This window comes from Chryseobacterium lineare, from assembly GCF_977014045.1.
The window spans coordinates 365985-384761 of sequence record NZ_CDRNIQ010000001.1 but is presented as its reverse complement, the minus strand read 5'-3'; the positions used below and the strand labels follow the sequence as shown (position 1 = coordinate 384761).

Annotated in this window: 19 protein-coding genes; 6 read left to right on the top strand and 13 right to left on the bottom strand. The window is 35.9% G+C overall.

Going from position 1 to position 18777, the window contains the following annotated elements:
• The first annotated feature begins 52 nt into the window (after window positions 1-52).
• On the top strand, window positions 53-346 hold the full coding sequence (locus ACWNCI_RS01720; protein ID WP_449386931.1) for a hypothetical protein: 294 nt from the start codon (window positions 53-55) through the stop codon (window positions 344-346).
• Window position 347: 1 nt separating this feature from the next.
• Here ACWNCI_RS01720 and ACWNCI_RS01715 read toward each other — a convergent pair whose 3' ends face one another.
• The 6 genes from ACWNCI_RS01715 to queA form a co-directional block, all read right to left on the bottom strand.
• Window positions 348-1325: a polyprenyl synthetase family protein gene (locus ACWNCI_RS01715; RefSeq protein ID WP_449386930.1), complete on the bottom strand. Its 978-nt coding sequence runs from the start codon at window positions 1323-1325 to the stop codon at window positions 348-350.
• Between the two features lie 131 nt (window positions 1326-1456).
• Window positions 1457-2332, bottom strand: a complete 876-nt coding sequence (locus ACWNCI_RS01710; RefSeq protein ID WP_449386929.1) for a hypothetical protein — start codon at window positions 2330-2332, stop codon at window positions 1457-1459.
• Between the two features lie 313 nt (window positions 2333-2645).
• Window positions 2646-3584, bottom strand: a complete 939-nt coding sequence (locus ACWNCI_RS01705; protein WP_449386928.1) for a sterol desaturase family protein — start codon at window positions 3582-3584, stop codon at window positions 2646-2648.
• Between the two features lie 74 nt (window positions 3585-3658).
• Window positions 3659-4693, bottom strand: a complete 1035-nt coding sequence (rlmN, locus tag ACWNCI_RS01700) for a 23S rRNA (adenine(2503)-C(2))-methyltransferase RlmN (protein ID WP_449386927.1) — start codon at window positions 4691-4693, stop codon at window positions 3659-3661.
• 39 nt (window positions 4694-4732) lie between these two features.
• On the bottom strand, window positions 4733-5080 hold the full coding sequence (locus ACWNCI_RS01695; RefSeq protein WP_449386926.1) for a four helix bundle protein: 348 nt from the start codon (window positions 5078-5080) through the stop codon (window positions 4733-4735).
• A gap of 49 nt (window positions 5081-5129) precedes the next feature.
• Window positions 5130-6179, bottom strand: a complete 1050-nt coding sequence (gene queA, locus ACWNCI_RS01690; RefSeq protein ID WP_346985830.1) for a tRNA preQ1(34) S-adenosylmethionine ribosyltransferase-isomerase QueA — start codon at window positions 6177-6179, stop codon at window positions 5130-5132.
• A gap of 173 nt (window positions 6180-6352) precedes the next feature.
• Between queA and ACWNCI_RS01685 the strand changes: the two genes are divergently transcribed.
• Window positions 6353-7045 carry an AIM24 family protein gene (locus tag ACWNCI_RS01685; RefSeq protein ID WP_346985831.1) on the top strand — a complete coding sequence of 231 codons (693 nt, stop codon included), beginning with the start codon at window positions 6353-6355 and terminating at the stop codon, window positions 7043-7045.
• Between the two features lie 25 nt (window positions 7046-7070).
• On the opposite strand, the gene ACWNCI_RS01680 is transcribed toward ACWNCI_RS01685, so the two are convergent.
• The 5 genes from ACWNCI_RS01680 to ACWNCI_RS01660 all read right to left on the bottom strand — a co-directional run bounded on the left by ACWNCI_RS01680 (window position 7071) and on the right by ACWNCI_RS01660 (window position 11295).
• Window positions 7071-7769 carry a hypothetical protein gene (locus ACWNCI_RS01680; RefSeq protein WP_449386925.1) on the bottom strand — a complete coding sequence of 233 codons (699 nt, stop codon included), beginning with the start codon at window positions 7767-7769 and terminating at the stop codon, window positions 7071-7073.
• Window positions 7742-8230, bottom strand: a complete 489-nt coding sequence (locus tag ACWNCI_RS01675) for a DNA-deoxyinosine glycosylase (protein WP_449386924.1) — start codon at window positions 8228-8230, stop codon at window positions 7742-7744. Before ACWNCI_RS01675 ends, ACWNCI_RS01680 begins: the two co-directional genes overlap by 28 nt.
• Before the next feature lie 78 nt (window positions 8231-8308).
• A complete protein-coding gene (locus ACWNCI_RS01670) occupies window positions 8309-10303 on the bottom strand; it encodes a prolyl oligopeptidase family serine peptidase (protein WP_449386923.1) in 1995 nt (664 codons plus the stop codon).
• 151 nt (window positions 10304-10454) lie between these two features.
• Window positions 10455-10799, bottom strand: coding sequence for a phage holin family protein (locus tag ACWNCI_RS01665; RefSeq protein WP_346985835.1), 345 nt, complete (start codon window positions 10797-10799; stop codon window positions 10455-10457).
• Window positions 10800-10872: 73 nt separating this feature from the next.
• The gene (locus ACWNCI_RS01660) at window positions 10873-11295 is read right to left on the bottom strand and encodes a PaaI family thioesterase (RefSeq protein WP_042722213.1); all 423 of its coding nucleotides are present in this window, start codon (window positions 11293-11295) and stop codon (window positions 10873-10875) included.
• 118 nt (window positions 11296-11413) lie between these two features.
• Between ACWNCI_RS01660 and ACWNCI_RS01655 the strand changes: the two genes are divergently transcribed.
• Complete coding sequence (locus ACWNCI_RS01655) at window positions 11414-12163, top strand: helix-turn-helix domain-containing protein (protein WP_449386922.1); 750 nt, start codon at window positions 11414-11416, stop codon at window positions 12161-12163.
• Window positions 12164-12190: 27 nt separating this feature from the next.
• Complete coding sequence (locus ACWNCI_RS01650; protein ID WP_449386921.1) at window positions 12191-13357, top strand: FAD-dependent oxidoreductase; 1167 nt, start codon at window positions 12191-12193, stop codon at window positions 13355-13357.
• Between the two features lie 63 nt (window positions 13358-13420).
• On the opposite strand, the gene ACWNCI_RS01645 is transcribed toward ACWNCI_RS01650, so the two are convergent.
• Window positions 13421-15538, bottom strand: a complete 2118-nt coding sequence (locus tag ACWNCI_RS01645; protein WP_449386920.1) for a DNA topoisomerase 3 — start codon at window positions 15536-15538, stop codon at window positions 13421-13423.
• Window positions 15539-16371: 833 nt separating this feature from the next.
• Here ACWNCI_RS01645 and ACWNCI_RS01640 point away from each other — a divergent pair.
• Entirely contained in the window at window positions 16372-16656 is a 285-nt protein-coding gene (locus ACWNCI_RS01640; protein ID WP_449386919.1) for a hypothetical protein, read from the top strand.
• A 56-nt stretch (window positions 16657-16712) separates the two neighbouring features.
• Complete coding sequence (locus ACWNCI_RS01635) at window positions 16713-17579, top strand: GLPGLI family protein (RefSeq protein ID WP_449386918.1); 867 nt, start codon at window positions 16713-16715, stop codon at window positions 17577-17579.
• 55 nt (window positions 17580-17634) lie between these two features.
• Here the strand turns inward: ACWNCI_RS01635 and ACWNCI_RS01630 are convergent, their stop codons facing one another.
• Complete coding sequence (locus ACWNCI_RS01630) at window positions 17635-18510, bottom strand: pirin family protein (protein ID WP_449386917.1); 876 nt, start codon at window positions 18508-18510, stop codon at window positions 17635-17637.
• Window positions 18511-18777: the final 267 nt, after the last annotated feature.

The following is an 18777-nucleotide window of genomic DNA, read 5'->3' as shown; positions in this document are numbered from 1 at the left end:
AAAAATTTGATAATAAAAAAAATTGTATTTATATTGAAAAAAAATTGTAAAGATGGAAAAGAAGTCCACGCATATTCTGAACGCTTCGAGCAATCTTTTGGGGTTTTCACTGGTCATTATTACTTCCCTAAAGATCACTAAGATCAGTCACAGTACGCATTTGGATGAATTTGCAGGTATCGCCTGCCTGTTTTTTGCGTTCAGCTGTTTTTTCTCTTTTCTGGCGATAAGAACTCAGCGAGAAAAGCAGGGGTTCAGATTTGAAACTATTGCGGATTATTTATTTTTAATCGCTTTATTTTGTATAGTTCTAGCTGTAATTATTGTGACGATGGAAATAATTTAATTTAAAATTTTCGCTCAATCACATAATCCAGCATAATATGTAAAGATTTTTTGGCTTCAGAATCTGGAAATTCGTTGAGAATATCTTTGGCTTTTTGCTGAAAATTTTTCATGACAGAAATTGCATAATCAAGGCCGCCGGAATTTTTAACGAAACTGATCAGTTCTTTTACCCGTTTCTGATCGTCATTATACCGTTTTATCGTATCGAAATAGTATTTTCGGTCTTTCTCACTCGCCATTTTTAATGTAAAAATCAACGGTAACGTCATCTTCTTTTCTTTAATATCAATTCCTACCGGTTTTCCAATGACATTTGAAGTCAGGTAATCGAAAAGGTCGTCTTTGATCTGAAAAGCCATTCCGGTATAGGTTCCGAAATCCATCATTTTTTTAGCCAAATCTGCATCAGCATTATTGGATAAAATACCGATCTCACAGCAGGCAGCGATTAAAGTAGCTGTTTTCTGACGGATAATTTCATAATACACCTCTTCCGTAATATCCAATTTTCTCGCTTTTTCAAGCTGTAAAAGTTCGCCTTCCGACATTTCACGAATCGTTCTTGAAATCACACCCAGCAAATCATAATCTTTATGGTCGGTAGACAGTAAAACAGATTTTGACAAAAGATAATCTCCCACCAAGACCGCTATTTTATTTTTCCACAACGCATTGATTGAAAAGAAGTTACGTCGTTTAAAACTTTCATCCACCACATCATCATGAACCAAAGTTGCCGTATGAATAAGTTCGATCATAGAAGCACCGCGATACGTTTTTTCATTAACATCTCCTACAAGTTTCGCGCAAAGAAAAACGAACATGGGGCGCATCTGTTTCCCTTTTGTAGTAACGATAAAACGCGTGACTTTATCTAATAAAGGTACTTTACTCTGCATGGATTCATAAAACTTTTGTTCGAAAAGTTTCATTTCCTCATTGATCGGTCGCTTGATTTCTTCTACAGTGTTCGCCACAATCTTTGGATGATGGATAAATTATTAATTCCCACAAAGATAATTTTTTTCAGCCAATTTAATAGAAATTAATATGAATATGATTCATCAATAATCTCAATTTTAGATAAAAAAGCGAAAAAAATTAATTATTATTTAAGTTTATCTTTGGGAATAAAATAAAGACTCTGTTTTGATCCCCCTAATGGCGAATGAAACTTTTCACCGGAGATATAAATTCCGCTGTCATCCACAGCAATTCCTTCAATCTGGCCAATGGATAAAGCGCTTCCTAAATAATATCTTTTGGGAGCCTCATTGAAAAAGATTCCGGGAGCGGTTTCATTAAAAATATTTAAAAAAACTTCTGTTTTCTTTGTATAGCCTATGAGGTATAGTTTTTTATCGAAATAAGAAGCATCAGTAACCACAAAATTCGTTTTGAAAACTTCTGTTTTCTGAGCTTCCTGCTTATTCGGACGGTCGGGATTAATAATATAATGCGTAGTAGATTTTGAATTCCATTCCTTGGTAAAAAGGTGGATTTTTCCATTCAGATAGATCATCGCTTCGGCATCAAAATCAGTAAAAGTATTCTTGGAAACAAACTCTTTCTGCTCAGGATATTCAAAGGAAATCAAGCTCATTGAGGCATTTTCAGATAAATTTTCATTAAAAGGTATCTTGTAGATTTCAAGATCTTTTCGTGTTCCGCTGTTATTTCCGAAATCTCCGATATAAAAACTCTGCCCGTCATTGGTTAAAGCTTCCCAGTCTTTATTTTTACCGTTGATTTTTATTGTACTTATAATTGCTCCTGTTGTTTTATCCAGTTCAAAAAGCTCGGGAGCATTTCCACTATCGTTCAGGGTGTAAAGTTTCCCGTTTAAAATACTTAATCCCGACGTTTCCTGAATTTTTTCATCTAAATAACTGACTCTATATTTCCTAATTTTAAAAATAGCAGACTGCTGAGCAGACAGAACAGTGGAAATTGTAATGATAAAAACCAGAAATATTTTTTTCATTTTGTAAAAATATTATAAATGACCTCATTTTTTTTGTTAATTCAAATTTATATAACAAAGAATCTTTTTTTAACGCAATGTGCACAAAGACTTTATCTTAAATAATTCTGTGTATTTTTCGTTCGCAAAAGCGTTAACACTCAGCAAATGATAGCAAAATCTAATATTAAATTATAATTTGTCTTTTTAATAAGCGGTGTTCACTCAATAAAGTTTTGAAGGATTGATATGCATAAGCCAATAAAAATACTGACAAAATCCGCCTGAATTGATTATATAGATTTCATTGAAAATTAATTAATGATATAAAAAATTAGGCTGTTTTTTTATGTGGTTTTGGATTTTTCTTATTCTTCTTTGTCCAGTAGTCCTTTTGATATTGTCTCACTGTTTTTCCTGTTCCGTCATGCCGCCATCCGGGAGAATTAAAAATATAATTGATTCTGTCCGAGAATTTTAAACCAGGTTGTTTAATATCTTTCCAGATTTTTCTCCATTCGTACAAAAGAACGGTATCCGGTTTATTGTCAGGCATTTTTGGGTAAATTCCGTATTTCACAGGCACATTTGGATCTTCTTTTTCAAAAGTTCCGAAAACTTTATCCCAGATAATCAGGCACATCCCCATGTTTCTGTCCAGATACTTAATATTGCAGGCATGATGAACACGATGATGAGAGGGTGTAACAAGGATATACTCAAGAATTCCCATACTCTTTACCGTCTGGGTATGAACCCAGGTTCCGTAGACCTGTCCGATCGCATAAACAACCATAATATGCCAGGGATTAAATCCTAAAAAAGCTAACGGAGAAAAATATAAATATCTGTAAAGAGGCTGCAGAACAGGACTTCTGAAGCCTGTCGTCAGATTGAAATATTCTGAATTATGATGCGTAATATGAACAGCCCAGAATGCTCTTGAATGATGATCGACGTAATGAAGAACATAGTAAGCGAAATCCGTTACCACAAAACAGATCAACCAATACCAGCCCGTAAACTCCCATGAAAAAAGCCTGTGATTGAAAAAGAAAAACATGACACCCATCGCAAAGGCCTTCATGACAAGGTCCAGGCCAAAGTTGAGCAAAGCAAGGTAGGCACTTGTTGCCACATCTTTACCATTGTAGAGTTTGGCTTCTGCGACATGACTGTAAATCATCTCTGCGAGAATAATTGTAGCGTGAACCGGAATTGACCAGGCATAGACGTTTTCAAGACCGTCTTTACCCATAAAATAATCCATCATTGTCACTTGATTTTGTACAAAGGTAGGATTTTAAGAAAATGTTAAGGATTTTTTTTGATTTTTTTAATGAAATTTTAATCCACAGTTTTATTGGCGAGCTGGCCGCAAGCTGCATCAATATCTCCTCCACGGCTTTTTCTTACCATACAGACAATTCCTGCATTTTCAAGCTGACGAATATAGTTTTCTTCTGCCTGTTTATTGCACTGATCGTACTTGCCGTCACCAATAGGATTATATTGAATTAAATTAACTTTAGAAGGAACCTGCTTGCAATATTTTATCAACGCTTTAATATCTTCATCACCATCGTTGATTCCTTTCCAGACACAATATTCAAAAGTAATGACTGAACCTGTTTTCTGATACCAATATTGAAGTGCTTCCATAATATCCGTTAAAGGAAACTTATCAGAGAAAGGCATAATCTCATTGCGTTTTGATTCGATGGCAGAGTGAAGTGATAGCGCAAGTTTTACCCTCAAATCATCATCAGCAAGCATCTTGATCATTTTGGGAATTCCTGACGTGGAAACAGTAATTCTTCTCGGAGACATCCCCAAACCTTCAGGCTGGGTGATTTTCCTGATCGCTTCCACAACATTTTTATAGTTCATCATCGGCTCTCCCATTCCCATAAAAACAATATTGGAAAGCGGTCTGTTGAAATACATTTTACTCTGGCTGTCGATTAGGGCAACCTGATCCACAATCTCGGCAACTTCAAGATTTCTCATTCTTTTGAGTCTTGCGGTTGCGCAGAATTCACAGTTTAATGAACAGCCAACCTGCGAAGAAACACAAGCTGTCGTTCTGGTTTCTGTTGGAATTAAAACTGATTCAACCAATAAACCGTCGTGCAGTTTAACGCCATTTTTAATAGTTCCGTCTGTACTTTTTTGGAGCTGATCTACGGAAACCGGATTGATGGTGTACTCTTCAGAGATTCTTTCGCGAAGAGTTTTCGAAAGATTCGTCATCTCATCAATCGAATGGAGGTTTTTACTCCAAAGCCAGTCGTACACCTGTTTCGCACGGAAAGGCTTTTCTCCCAAAGAAGCAAAATAATCTTTGAGCTGATCGAGTGATAAAGTTCTGATGTCTTTCATATAGGTAAGAGCCAAGTTAAAAGTAAAAATTCAAAAGTTTTACAACTTTGTGTTGTTAACTATTGCTGCTAAAATATTTTTTAATTCAGCGCTTTCATTTAATAATAATTGAAATTCTTCTGAATTATAACCGTCTAAATTTTTTAAAATCCGAAGCCAGAAATTGCTTTCCCGAGCTTCTCTTAAGGCAATTTTCACCTTATTTTTAAAATCAGCCTTCGAAGATCCGGCTTGTGATTCTTCATAATTTGCCCCTATCGAAGTGGCTGATTTTCCAAGTTGAAACCTAATTAATTTACTTTCAGGATCATTCGGCAGTGTCCTTAAAAACTTAAGACAGCTCACTCCAAACAAAAAAGTTCTTGTAAGTAAATCATTTTGTTTCATATTGTGTTCTTTAACTTTTTACCTTTAACTTGGCTCTTTTTACTTATTATTATAAAATTAGCATTGCATCACCGTACGAGTAAAATTTATACTTCTCTTTTACGGCTTCTTCATAGGCGTGCATGATAAAATCTCTTCCTGCAAATGCCGCGATCATCATAATTAATGTAGATTTTGGCGTATGGAAATTCGTAATCATACAATTAGCAACTCCAAAATCGTGCGGCGGATAAATGAACTTATTTGTCCATCCGTGGAATGCTGATATTTTCTTATTTGAAGAAACTGAAGTTTCCAGTGTTCTCATTGTTGTTGTTCCTACAGCACAAACTCTTCTATGAGAATCTACTGCATTATTGATGATCTGAGCATTTTTCTCATCAATAAAAATTTCTTCAGATTCCATTTTGTGCTTCGAAAGATCTTCTACTTCAATCGGGTTGAAAGTTCCCAAACCAACGTGAAGTGTCACCTCAGCAAAATCGATTCCTTTGATTTCCAGTCTCTTCATAAGATGTCTTGAAAAGTGAAGACCTGCAGTAGGTGCAGCAACAGCTCCTTCTACTTTGGCGTAGATCGTCTGGTATCTTTCAGCATCTTCCGGCTCAACTTCTCTTTTAATATATTTCGGAAGCGGAGTTTCTCCCAATTCTTTCAATTTTGATCTGAATTCTTCGTAAGAACCGTCAAATAAAAATCTTAATGTTCTTCCTCTTGAAGTCGTATTATCAATAACTTCCGCTACCAAAGATTCGTCTTCAGTAAAGAATAATTTATTTCCGATTCTGATTTTTCTGGCAGGATCTACCAAAACGTCCCAAACACGGGTTTCTTTATCAAGCTCTCTCAATAGGAAAACTTCAATTTTTGCTCCTGTTTTTTCTTTATTTCCATAAAGGCGCGCCGGGAAAACCTTAGTATTATTAAAGATAAAAAGATCTCCTTCATCAAAATAATCAACAACATCCTTAAAGAGTTTGTGTTCGATGGTTTGTGTTTTTCTGTCCAAAACCATTAATCTCGCTTCGTCTCTGTGTTCGGATGGGTGTTCTGCCAATAATTCTGCAGGAAGATCAAAATTAAAATCTGATGTTTTCATTTTTTAAATTACGGTTTAAAAATTATCAAATTACAAGGTGTAATTTTCGGACTGCAAATATACGACATTAGATACCCCTTTGTCAAGTTTTATTTACAATGAAACAAAAAACCGTGATTTTACGGTGAATATTAAACATTAAAATTGTATTTTGCAATTTAATTTTTACACCTATGAGCAAATATTCAATTGAATCTTTCGTTAACGAAACGAAAGAAAAGCCTGAACAGAGGGACTATTTTGAGCTGGAAAAACCTGCTCTTCTGGAAATCAACCTCAATAATCAGTCGGTTTGGACGAAGACCGGAAGTATGGTTGGCTATGTCGGAAATATCAATTTCGAAAGACAGGGAATGCTTTCCGGTGGTTTGGGAAACTTGTTGAAAAAAGCAATAAGCGGTGAAGGCGCAAGACTCATGAAAGCTGAAGGCACCGGAAAATTATATGTTGCCGACGAGGGTAAAAAAGTACGAATTCTTTATTTAAATAATGAATCGGTTTGTGTAAACGGAAACGATGTACTGGCTCATGAACAGAGCATAAAAAGCGACATCACGATGTTAAAAAGTATTGCAGGAGTTATGTCTGGCGGACTGTTCCAGGTACGATTGTCCGGGACAGGGCATATTGCAATCACAACGCACGGCGAACCTCTGACTTTAATGGTTACCCCTGACGCACCGGTTTTCACAGATCCTAATGCAACCGTAGCCTGGTCGGGAAATTTAACCCCGGATTTAAAAACCAACGTTTCATTTAAAAGTCTTATCGGAAGAGGTAGTGGCGAAGAATTTCAAATGAAGTTTTCCGGAAACGGATGGGTTTTGATTCAGCCATATGAGGAAGTTTACAGGATTGAGAGATAAAATACATAATAGCTTTGGGGAATAATCATTCCTGAAATTCCCCAAAGTAATCATAATCTTTTATGACTAGTTTTTCAGGAAGCTTCAATGAAAAATCCACATTTGTAATTTTCAATAAACTGTCGTAAAAATATCCCGTGAAATAGTCAACTTGCATTGTTTTTATGATATAATTTATATTAGGATTCAAAAACTCTTCTAGTTTGTTTTGCATTTTCTCATTTCCACTGTGATCAATTCCTAATTTAAGATAATTAAATTTTGACTTTTCCAATGTTACCAATGCAGTATATCTTTTCTTAGTTTTCTTTTCATTTTTATAGGCAATAAGCCGATATTGAAGGGAATCTATTTTCTTTACTTCCAAAATATCATTACTTTCAATATTTTTACTTTTATACTTACTAAAATCGTTGGTATGGGTATATTCAAATGTTACGAAGCCTTTAGATTGAGTTACTTTAAAAGAGTGCCTTAAATTTTTATTCTTATCATAAATTACACCCCTTAATTTATCATTATATTTATCTATGTGTAAATGAATATTATCTTTTATATCATAAAAACTTGTAGAAATTGATTTTTCTTTATACGGTTTGGATTGATTCATCTCACTTTCAATGGAGTAATCAAAATGATACTCCTGAGAAAAAATATTAGAAAAGAATAAAATAAGAAATGATAATATTAGTTTTTTCATAGGTATAACTTGATCTTCTTCCACTCTTCGAGCTTTTTTTCAAAAGAAACTGTATGAAGCGGACTTGTAGATGGCAGTAAAAATATAGGGATACTGAAATTCTTACCTAAAATTTTCTGTAAATTTTTAAAAGATTTTCCTCCGTTACAAAAGATTGCCCGGATATTCGGATGATTTTCCAGAAGTTCTTCAATTTGATTGGCTTCTTCATTTTTAATTTCAGAATCCAGACTTCCTTTTCTTTCACAAGAATCAATGACATCCCAAAGTGCAATATGGTTTTTCTTCAGCATATCAATTCTTTTCGCATAATCTTCTGTAAATTTTTCATGAAATAATTCAAAAATGATTTTCCAGAATTTGTTTTGAGGATGGGCGTAATATTGTTGTTTTTCCAATGATTTTACTCCGGGAATTGATCCTAAAATCAGAATTTTAGAATTATTATCAATAATCGGAGGGAAAGAAGAAATTCTGTTTTGCATGAATTATAGATTTTGGCTAAAGCCCTTATTGTTTTGCTTAAACAAAAAACGGGCTAAAGCCCGTTTCTATTGATATTTTTACAATGTTTCTTTCAGCCAGTCAAAGAATTCTCTCTGCCAAACCAAACCATTTTGTGGATGAAGCACCCAGTGATTTTCGTTAGGGAAATATACTAATTTGGATTTCAACCCTCTCAGTTTTGCAGCCTGAAATGCTTCCTGTCCCTGCTCGTAAGGAACTCTGTAGTCGATTCCGCCCTGAACAATCATGATTGGTTTATTCCATTTATCAACAAAATTACTTGGATTAAATTCCGTATAAGCTTTTGGAAGTGGTTTTTCCCATGGCGAACCAAGATCCCAGTTGGCAAACCAAAGTTCTTCTGTAGTCAAATACCAAGATTTCATATCAAACAAACCGTCATGAGCAATAAAGGTTTTGAATCTGTTTTCATGGATTCCTGCAAGCATAAATACACTGTAGCCACCGTAGCTTGCACCTACCGCTGCTACTCTTTCACCATCAACATAAGGTAAGGTTTTCGCATAATCGGTTGCGGCAAGATAATCCTTCATAGGCTGCCCGCCCCAGTCTTTGGAAATTTCTTCATTCCATTTTGTTCCCCAGCCCGGCATTCCTCGTCTGTTTGGCGCGACGACGATGTATCCGTTGGCTGCCATTAAAGCAAAGTTCCATCTTGTGCTGAAGAATTGAGTTAATGCAGATTGTGGTCCGCCCTGACAATAGACCAATGTCGGATATTTTTTATTCGGATCGAAATTTGGTGGGTAATGAAACCACACTCCCATTTCTTTACCATCAGTGGTTTTCACCATTTTAAGTTCAGATTTTCCCTGAGAAAGACTTGCGTAGGTATCTTTATTAACGTCTGTCACCTGTTGCATTTCTCCGTTTTTTATGTTTACAGAAAACAATTCTGTCGCATGGTTGATGTCTGTTCTTCCTACTAAAAGCGATTTTTTCTGGTCGGCAAAAATTTCATTGACATCAAAATCACCTTTTGTGATCTGCTGAACTTTAATATTTTTCGGATCTAAAGAAAAAAGCTGTTTTGTCCCTCTGAAAGCTGCCGTGAAATAAATCATTTTTGAATCTGCGCTCCAGAACACATCTCCGGAAACGCTTTCGTCCCAGCCGGCAGTGAGATTTGTTGTTTTACCGGTTTTCCAATCAAGGATTTTCACGTCATTTTTATCAGCTTCATATCCGTCTCTTACCATACTCTGCCAGATCAGGGCTTTACCGTCCGGACTGAATTTAGGATTAACGTCATATCCTTTATTAGATTCCGTTAAGCTCTTAGTAGCCCCTGTAGCAAGATCATATGCGAAGATATCTGTATTGGTACTTGTAGAATATTCTTTTCCGCTTTTAGGTTTTGTAACATATAAAAGCTGGGAAGAATCCGGGCTCCAGATAAAGTCTTCGGCACCACCGAAAGGTCGCTGCGGAGAATCCCACATTTTGCCTTCCAGAAGATCTTTTGCGACATCTGCTTTATCCGAAACATTTACCACAAAAACATGGTTGTATTTCCCTTCGTTAAAATAGTCCCAGTGTCTGTGATTCAGGTCTGTGTAGACTTGTGCGGTAGTTTTCGGGGTATCAGAATATTTATCTTTCCCCATTACTTTTTCCACCAAAACCTGTTTGCTGAATGCTATTTTTTTACCATCCGGAGATATCACTATATTATCAGCTTCACCAATGGTATAGAATTCTGCCCATGTTTTTCCGCTGTCTTTTGACAAGAAAATTTTGTCGCCTTCCTGTGCATAAAGTCCGTTTTTATCCCATTGAATCAATGCTTTTTTACCTAAATCGACTTTAGCAGACTGGTTATTAATTACATTCAGAAAATAGTTTTCGCTTTTGGTTTTTTCTGTTTTAAGATCTACCTGTCCTACTTTGTAAATAAGCGAAGACTGATCGGGTGAAACTGCCTGTACTCCTACTTTTTTTAAAGTCCAGAGAATTTCAGGTGTCATTACTTTTTGTGCATTCATTAAGAGCGGCGCTGCCAAAGCCAGCAGACTGTACTTAAATTTCATATTGATTTCGTTTTTTGATTATGCTATAGAATTCCATAATCTTGTTTAATTCAAAGGTTCCAAAGTTAATTATTTTTAAGATTTCATGTATCATTTAAATAAAAAGAGTGAACCGAAATTCACTCTTTTCAACCTTTAGTATGTATTTGATTTAATCTTTGTCGGAGAACATCGAATTGGCAAGAGAAGTTACCAATGAAAGAAGAATACTGAATATCAGTGCCCACCAGAAGCCGTCGACTACCATACTGTCAATAAAATAATCTGCAATAAGAATAATGACTGCGTTAATCACAAGGGCAAATAATCCCAGTGTAATAATCGTTAAAGGTAAACCTAAAAGATTAAGGATGGGTTTTACAATCAGGTTTAAAATTCCCAAGACGATGGAAAAAATAATCGCACCTCCAAATCCTGAAAAGTGAACACCCGGTAAAATCATAGTGAGAAGATAAGCAACAATTGCTGTTACCAGCAGACGAATAATTAAGTTCATAATTTTATTTTTTTTAGTTCATTAATTTGTTTAAAACTTGCTACATTAAATATACTATAAATTCCTTAAAAGTTTACTTTATTTTCATCATCGTTACCAATGAAGTAGCCACATGACTTTCAGATTCACCGTTTTCGTCTATAGTGTAAATTTCTGTACGGATGACACTGATCTTCGCGCCACCTTTTATGACATACGACTTTGAAACCAGCGCATCACCAATCGCAGGCCTTAAATAATTGACTTTCAATTCTACCGTCACTACGTAACAGTCTTCATCATAATGGCTCACGGCAGCATATCCTGAAGAAACATCTACAAGCGAAGCAATCATCGCTCCATTGAACATTCCGGCTTTTCTGGTCATCAAATCCATTTTAGGAATTTTCATGGAAATGAAGTCGGTTTCGACTTCCAAAAGTTCGGCTTTGTAGAATTTTAATGTTTCTGAACGGCTAAAGCTGTCAGTGATCAGTTGTTTTTTCTCCGGAGTCATTATTTTTAATTTAAAGCAAATGTAATATAACCTGAAAAAACGTGAAAATTTTCATTTGCTATTCATTATAAAAAGAGAAACTGTAAATTCGTTTATCCAAAATAGCCAAAGGCATATCATGAGCAACGATTTAATATATACGTTCATCAAACCGGAAAAATCGCTTACCGATTTCGTATATGGCTATTCTTCGTTGCAAAACCTGTCAACATTCAAAGAGGGTGTGATCATTCCCAACGGAAAAATTGATCTGCTTTTCTGTAAAACCACCGGAAACAAGTTTCAAATTGTTTTAATGGGACTGGAAACCAAGCCGAAACCGATGCCTGAAACGGAATTTTCCCATTTCTTTGCCATTAGCTTTAATCCGCTTGCCCTGGAATACATCCTGCATCAGTCTATTGCCGGGTTTGTAGACAGCGGAAAAGAACTGCCCGATAATTTTTGGGATTTCAGCATTGATGATCTCAACGATTTTGATAAGTTCTGTGAAAAAGCTTCAGAAAAAATTAAATCCTTATTGCCTCAGAAAATTGATGAAAGAAAAAGAAAATTGTTTGAACTTATTTTTACCACTCATGGAGAAATCAATGTTAAGGATCTTTCAGAACAAATTTTTTGGAATGAGCGCCAGATTAACCGTTATTTCAATAAACAACTGGGAATTTCGTTAAAATATTATTGCAAGATTTTACGTTTTCAGGCTTCTCTTTATCATATTAAAGACGGAAATCTTTTTCCTCAGCTTAATTTTACTGATCAGTCTCACTTCATCAAGGAAATCAAAAAGCTTTCCGGGGTTTCGCCTAAGGAACTTTTTAAAAATCAAAACGACCGATTTTTACAATTTTTGGTTTACCATACCTGATAATTTTGCAGCATAAAATTTAAAATTATGCTGATCAACAATAAATCAATTGCCATCGTTGGCGGTGGCCCGGGCGGATTAACACTGGCAAGATTGTTACAATTAAAAGGTGCCGAAGTAAAAGTATTTGAAAGAGATCTTAATAAAAATGCCCGCGTTCAGGGTTCTCCTCTTGACCTTCATGATGATTCCGGGTTAGCTGCGATTCGTAAGGCTGGTTTACTGGAAGAATTCAAACAAAACTATCTTATTGGTGCCGACAGGGAACTTATCATGAACGAAAATGCAGAAGTATTCTTTAGTGATCATGATTCCAAACCTGAAGAAGATTTCGGAAAAGGGCATTTTCGTCCGGAAATAGATCGTGGTACATTACGGAAAATTTTACTGGAATCTTTACAACCGGAAACGGTAGTCTGGAACAGCCATTTCGTTTCTATGAAAAAACAGGGTGAAGGATGGCTTTTGCATTTCAAAAACAACACAACAGCTTACGCAGATATTGTCATAGCCTGTGATGGTGCCAATTCTAAAATCCGTCCGTACATTACTGACAGCAAAGCTTTTTACACCGGGATCACCATGCTTGAAGGAAATATTCAACAGGCAGAAGAAGCCGCCCCAAAAGTTAATGCTTTATTGAAAGGCGGAAAAATAATGGCTTTCGGGAACAATAAAAATCTTTTGATGGGACAAAAAGGAAACGGTGATATCGGTTTTTACGCCAGTTTTAGAACAAATGAAAACTGGGCATCAGGAAGCGGCCTGGATTATACTAATAAAACTCAAATATTAGATTGGTACAAAACAACTTACCCTGAATGGGACAGCATCTGGCTTGAATTGTTTGAAAATGCAGAAACTCCTTTTATTCCACGACCTATTTACTGTATTCCTTTTGATCAGACCTGGGAAGCACAGCCTAATCTAACTATGATTGGGGATGCCGCTCACGTAATGCCTCCATTTGCGGGAGAAGGAGTTAATATGGCGATGCTGGATGCTTTGGAATTGAGTGAATGTTTGGTTTCTGATCAATACGAGACTTTACAGGAAGCTATTTCTGTGTATGAAATTCAAATGCGGAAAAGAGCGTCAACGGTTGCAAAAGAATCTCTCGACAACGGAGAATTAATGCATGCTGAAAATGCTCTTGAAAATATGCTGAACTTTTTCAGGACAGCTCAGGAATAGTTAAGTAAAAAGGAGGATCATTTTAGAACGATCCTCCTTTTTTATATTTAAACCAGCCTATAATTATACAATGATTACATTAAACAGGTTGTCAAAGGATAAAATACCTTCTGCCAGACTTTCAGGATGACTGCTAAACCCTTTCAGCTTTGAGGTTTTTCCTTTTATTACTAAATCCATCAGCTGTTTATCGGAAAGTTTTTTACCAAAGATTTCGAATGAAACTTTAAAACCACAGTTTTTAAAATCTGAACATCCGACGGCTGTTTTCCCTTTCATGAGATGATGTTCTTTACATTTCGGGCATTTAATTTCTTCCCAGGACTGCTGCTCTTTTTTTGCGGCAGGTTCACGTTTTTTCTTTTCTTTAACTGCTTTTTCTTCTTCGAGATTGATCACTTTTCCTTTTCCGTAGACTACTTTTTCGGTAAGCTCTGTTACCATCCGGATGAGTTCTTCCTTAAAATGATTGGCTTCATATTCACCTTTTTCTATTTTTCGGAGTTTGAGTTCCCACTCTCCGGTAAGCTCGGGGCTTTTCAGAAGTTCGTCTTCAATGGTATCAATGAGCTGAATTCCGGTTTGGGTAGCGATGAGGTTTTTCCTTTTCTTTTCGATGTATTTTCTTTTGAAAAGAGTTTCAATGATATTGGCTCGGGTAGATGGCCTTCCGATTCCGTTGTTCTTAAGCAATTCACGAAGTTCTTCGTCTTCCACCTGTTTCCCGGCGGTTTCCATAGCGCGGAGCAGCGTTGCTTCGGTGTAGGGTTTAGGTGGTGACGTTTTGCCCTGATGAATCATAGGATCGTGCGGCCCGGTTTCTCCGACGATAAATTCAGGGATGGTTTGTTCTTCCTCTTTATCTTTTTCTTTCTCGGTTTCATCTTTAGGCTCTTTGGCATACACTGCTCTCCAGCCAGGTTCCAGAATCTGCTTTCCGCTGGTTTTAAAAGGAATCGTTCCTACTTTACCCTCAACCAAGGTATTGGAAATTTTACATTCAGGATAAAAAACAGAGATAAACCTTTTAGCAATTAAATCATAAATAAGTTTTTCTTCGCGGCTGAGATTCTGGGAAGGTGGTACTTCCGTAGGAATAATCGCGTGGTGATCGGTTACTTTGGTATCATCAAAAACCGTTTTGGATTTTGGAATAGGAGCTTCCAGTAAAGGGGAAACAAGCTCTTGATAGAACGTCATTTTCCTGAGGACGCCTTCTATTTTCGGATATAAGCTTTCTGATAAGTAAGTGGTATCTACACGCGGATAGGTGACATGTTTTTTTTCGTACAGACTCTGAATATAGTTTAATGTATTCTCTGCCGAGTAGCCGTACTTTTTATTGGCTTCTACCTGAAGACCAGTAAGATCAAAAAGTCTCGGATTTTTTTCTCTTCCTTCTTTAATTTCGAAGGAAACGATCTCAAAAATATTTTCTTTTAAATATTCAAGACCTTTTTCGGCGCGTTCCAGGGTTTTTAAACGATCAATGGCAGCGTTGAAGATCACCTCTCTGTATCGGGTTTTCAGTTCCCAGTATTCTTCTACGGTAAATGCGTCGATCTCTTTCTGACGCTGCACCAGCATGGCTAAAGTTGGGGTCTGCACCCTTCCAATAGAAAGAACAGCCTTATTTCCGCCGAACTTTTTGGTAAAAAGCCTTGTCGCATTGATTCCTAAGAGCCAGTCACCCACGGCTCTTGCATTTCCTGCGAGATAAAGATTTTTATAATCTTCGGCAGGCTTTAAGCTGTCAAAACCTTCTTTAATTGCTTCTTCGGTAAGTGATGAAATCCAGAGACGCTGAACAGGTTTATTGCATTTTGCTTTCTGTAATACCCATCGCTGAATAAGTTCTCCCTCCTGCCCGGCATCCCCGCAGTTGATGACCTCATCACATTCGGCTACTAATCTTTCAATAACTTTAAACTGGCTTTCAACGCCTTTGTTGGGAATTAATTTAATTCCGAAATTCTGGGGAATAATCGGCAGCAGAAACAGATTCCAGGATTTGTACTGCGGACCGTAGTCGTGGGGTTCTTTGAGGGTGCAGAGATGACCGAAAGTCCATGTTACGCAATAGCCGTTTCCTTCCATATAGCCCTGTTTAGGAGTGGTGGCTCCCAAGACTTTGGCGATATCTCTGGCAACACTTGGCTTTTCTGCAATACAAAGTTTCATGAATGTTCGGGGATTTTGAAGAAGGACAAAAATCGGGATTTTTTTTGGATTCTGCTAATTTGTTGTGGGTTGTTGGTTGAGAGTTGTTGGTTGATGGTTGAGCGTGTGGGTGATAGATTTTGAGATTGAGCAAACTTATGAGGATTGCATTTGCAGGCGCCGCAATATGGTTTGCAGGAGCAAGAATATTACTTTAAGTCGCAAGAATGTAACTCGCAGGTGTAAGAATATAATTCCAACACGCTCAAATTATAAATGCAGTCGTAAAAATATTATCCAGAGTTGCTAGAAGTATCGCCGAAGTTACTAGAAGTATGACCGAAGTTCTTCATATCCTATTTAGAGTTGCTCGTTTATTTTCGCAGTTGCTAAAATCATGTTTGGAGTTACCCATTTGTGATTGAAATTGTGAAAATCCATTTTACAGTTATTTTTTCATTATTGGCATTTTTCGCTTGAATACATCATTTTCTGAAAATAATTATATACATCATAATATCCATTTTATAAATTAAAATTGTGCGCTAAATGACTATATTTAAAAAATTATCATTTTATATCGATTATGTATTTTAATTTAAAAACAATAACAAATAAAGCAAATTATTAACACAATATAATAATTAAAATTAATCATTGTTTGTTGAAAAAATAATTTTAGTTTTGAAAAACTAAGAATAATTTCCATTAATATAGAAATAGCCCGTGTAATGATATTGCACAATATACATAAGGCAGGATTAATCCGAAAACCTACCTCCGAAAGGAAAATTGGAATTTCTCCGTTGAAATTTTAATAAAAAAAGTAGGAAAAACATGACAATTATTAAATTATGATGAAAAATTTAATGCTAACTATGGCAATCGTAGTAGCTGGTATGGCAAATGCTAAAACAAACCCAGTAAAAAAATCACAAACAACTTCCATTAAAAAGGAACTGAAGGTTTTTAAAAATTCAAAGTCTCAAAAGACTTTTAAAGCATCTGTGAAACTTTTAAAGCGACAGGTGTGGATTGCTGAAACTTCTTGCGGTATGATTGCTACAACAACTCAGGACTGGACACCAGCACAAGCAAATGCCTGGCTTGAAGCACTTGAATCTAACTATTGTAAATAAGAAATTGTGCACTTATAATACAATGTTTGCATTATAAGTGCAATTTATCATAAATTATGTATTACTGTAAAAAAACATTTCAGCTATTAGCGTTCTTTTTTAGTACTTTACATTTTTCTCAATTAAATAAAAAAGATAGTCTGCGCGGAGAGTTTATCTATGTATTAAAAGCTAAATTGAATACATTAAATCCTGATAATAAACACGAAGAATTTTTCTCATTGCAGATAAGTGATAATTATGCTTTTTTTGCGAGTATTCAATCATTGAAAAGAGATTCTATATTTCAGGCAATTCCAATAAAAACTTTAGAAAACGGTGATCGTCTTTTAAGCTCAAAAGGAGTATCGGCACCAAAAACAAAATTTCCTTATACGATAATACAGTCCGGTGAAAGCTTACAATTTTTTCAAAGGGTTGCACTGTCACTACTTACTTATAAAGAGTCCATAATAAAAGATTGGGAACTTATTAATGAAACAAAAATAATTAATACAATTAATTGTAAAAAGGCTAAAGTTACTTACAAAGGAAGGAACTGGATTGTATGGTATTCAACTGAGATTCCATTTCCGTATGGTCCTTATAAATTTAGTGGTTTACCTGGATTAATAGTAAAAATAACAGAAGATAAAGGGGATTATGATTTTGAACTTGTAAAATCAACACCAAGTTCAAAATTAAAAGGAAAATTAGTAAACATATATGAAAACCGTTATACAAATGCAGTTGAAACAACTCAACCGAAGTTTGAAGAAACTTTGAAAAATGCAACTGACAATCCGCTCGGTGTACTTGCAAATTCTGATACCAATATCATCCAGGGACAGGAAATCATAAGGAATAGACAAAAGGAAAGAGAGAAAAATAAGGATGGTGAAAGTCCAATAGAATTAAATTATAATTCAAAAAAGCTCCCTTAAAAAAGAGAGCTTACCAACAATAATTATGAAACCAGTTCATGAATTTTAATTTTATTTACATCGTCATAGGAACATCCATCAAGAGAATTTCTGTATTTTCTGAGGTAGCTTTGATCTGAAGATTCTCAACATTCCAAACTCCGAAGCCATCTCTTTCTGCTAACGGTTGCCCTTCGATTTCCGCACTTCCTTTAATAATGAAGGCATAGACACCGTTTCCTTTTTTCTTAATCTGATAATTTACTTCGGTAGTATTCTCAAAATTCCCCAAATGGAACCATGCATCCTGATGAATCCACACGCCTTCGTCATCGGGATTAGGAGAAAGGATCTGCTGGAATTTATTTTTGCTTTTTGTTTTGTCAAGCGTGATCTGATCGTATCTCGGGGTAACGTTTCTTTTGTTCGGATATACCCAGATCTGAAGGAATTTCACCAGCTGATCATCATTTTTGTTGAATTCACTGTGCATGATTCCTGTTCCGGCACTCATCACCTGGATATCTCCACTTTTAATAATAGCAGAATTCCCCATGCTGTCTTTATGTTCGAGGTCACCTTCCAACGGAATGCTGATGATTTCCATATTGTCATGCGGATGGGTTCCGAAGCCTCTGCCCGCTTCTACTTTATCATCATTTAAAACTCTTAACACTCCAAAGTGCATTCTTTCCGGATTGTGGTAATTGGCAAAGCTGAAGGTATGATTGCTTACCAGCCAGCCATGGTCAGCCTTTCCTCTGGAATCTGCTTCGTGAATAACGGAATTGTCTTTTATTTTTGATTCGGGGTTGGGAAGATGGTTGTAGCCTATCGGTTCGAGGGGTTCTATTTCATCGATTTCATTTTTCATGGTATTTCCCAGGGATGCTGATGCCACGAACATTCCTGTTCCCAATAATCCTTTCTTTAAAAAATCTTTTCTGTCCATATCTGGTGTTTGTTTATTTGTTTTGATAAAGCAAATTTAGGATGATTGGAGTTGCTGTACATTTAACTAGTTTAATAAATTGATTTTCTTTTGTCTTGAAATCGAAGATTATCTCCTTTTAGTCGATGAATGTTATTTCGACGTAGTCAAACAAAAGAAAGAAAAATTGTCTCTATAAAGTCGGCGAATGCTATTTCAAGACTTGGAACCTTAAGGCTAAAAATACTTTTATTCTCTAAAAATCCCAAAACTCGTGCGAATTGGGAA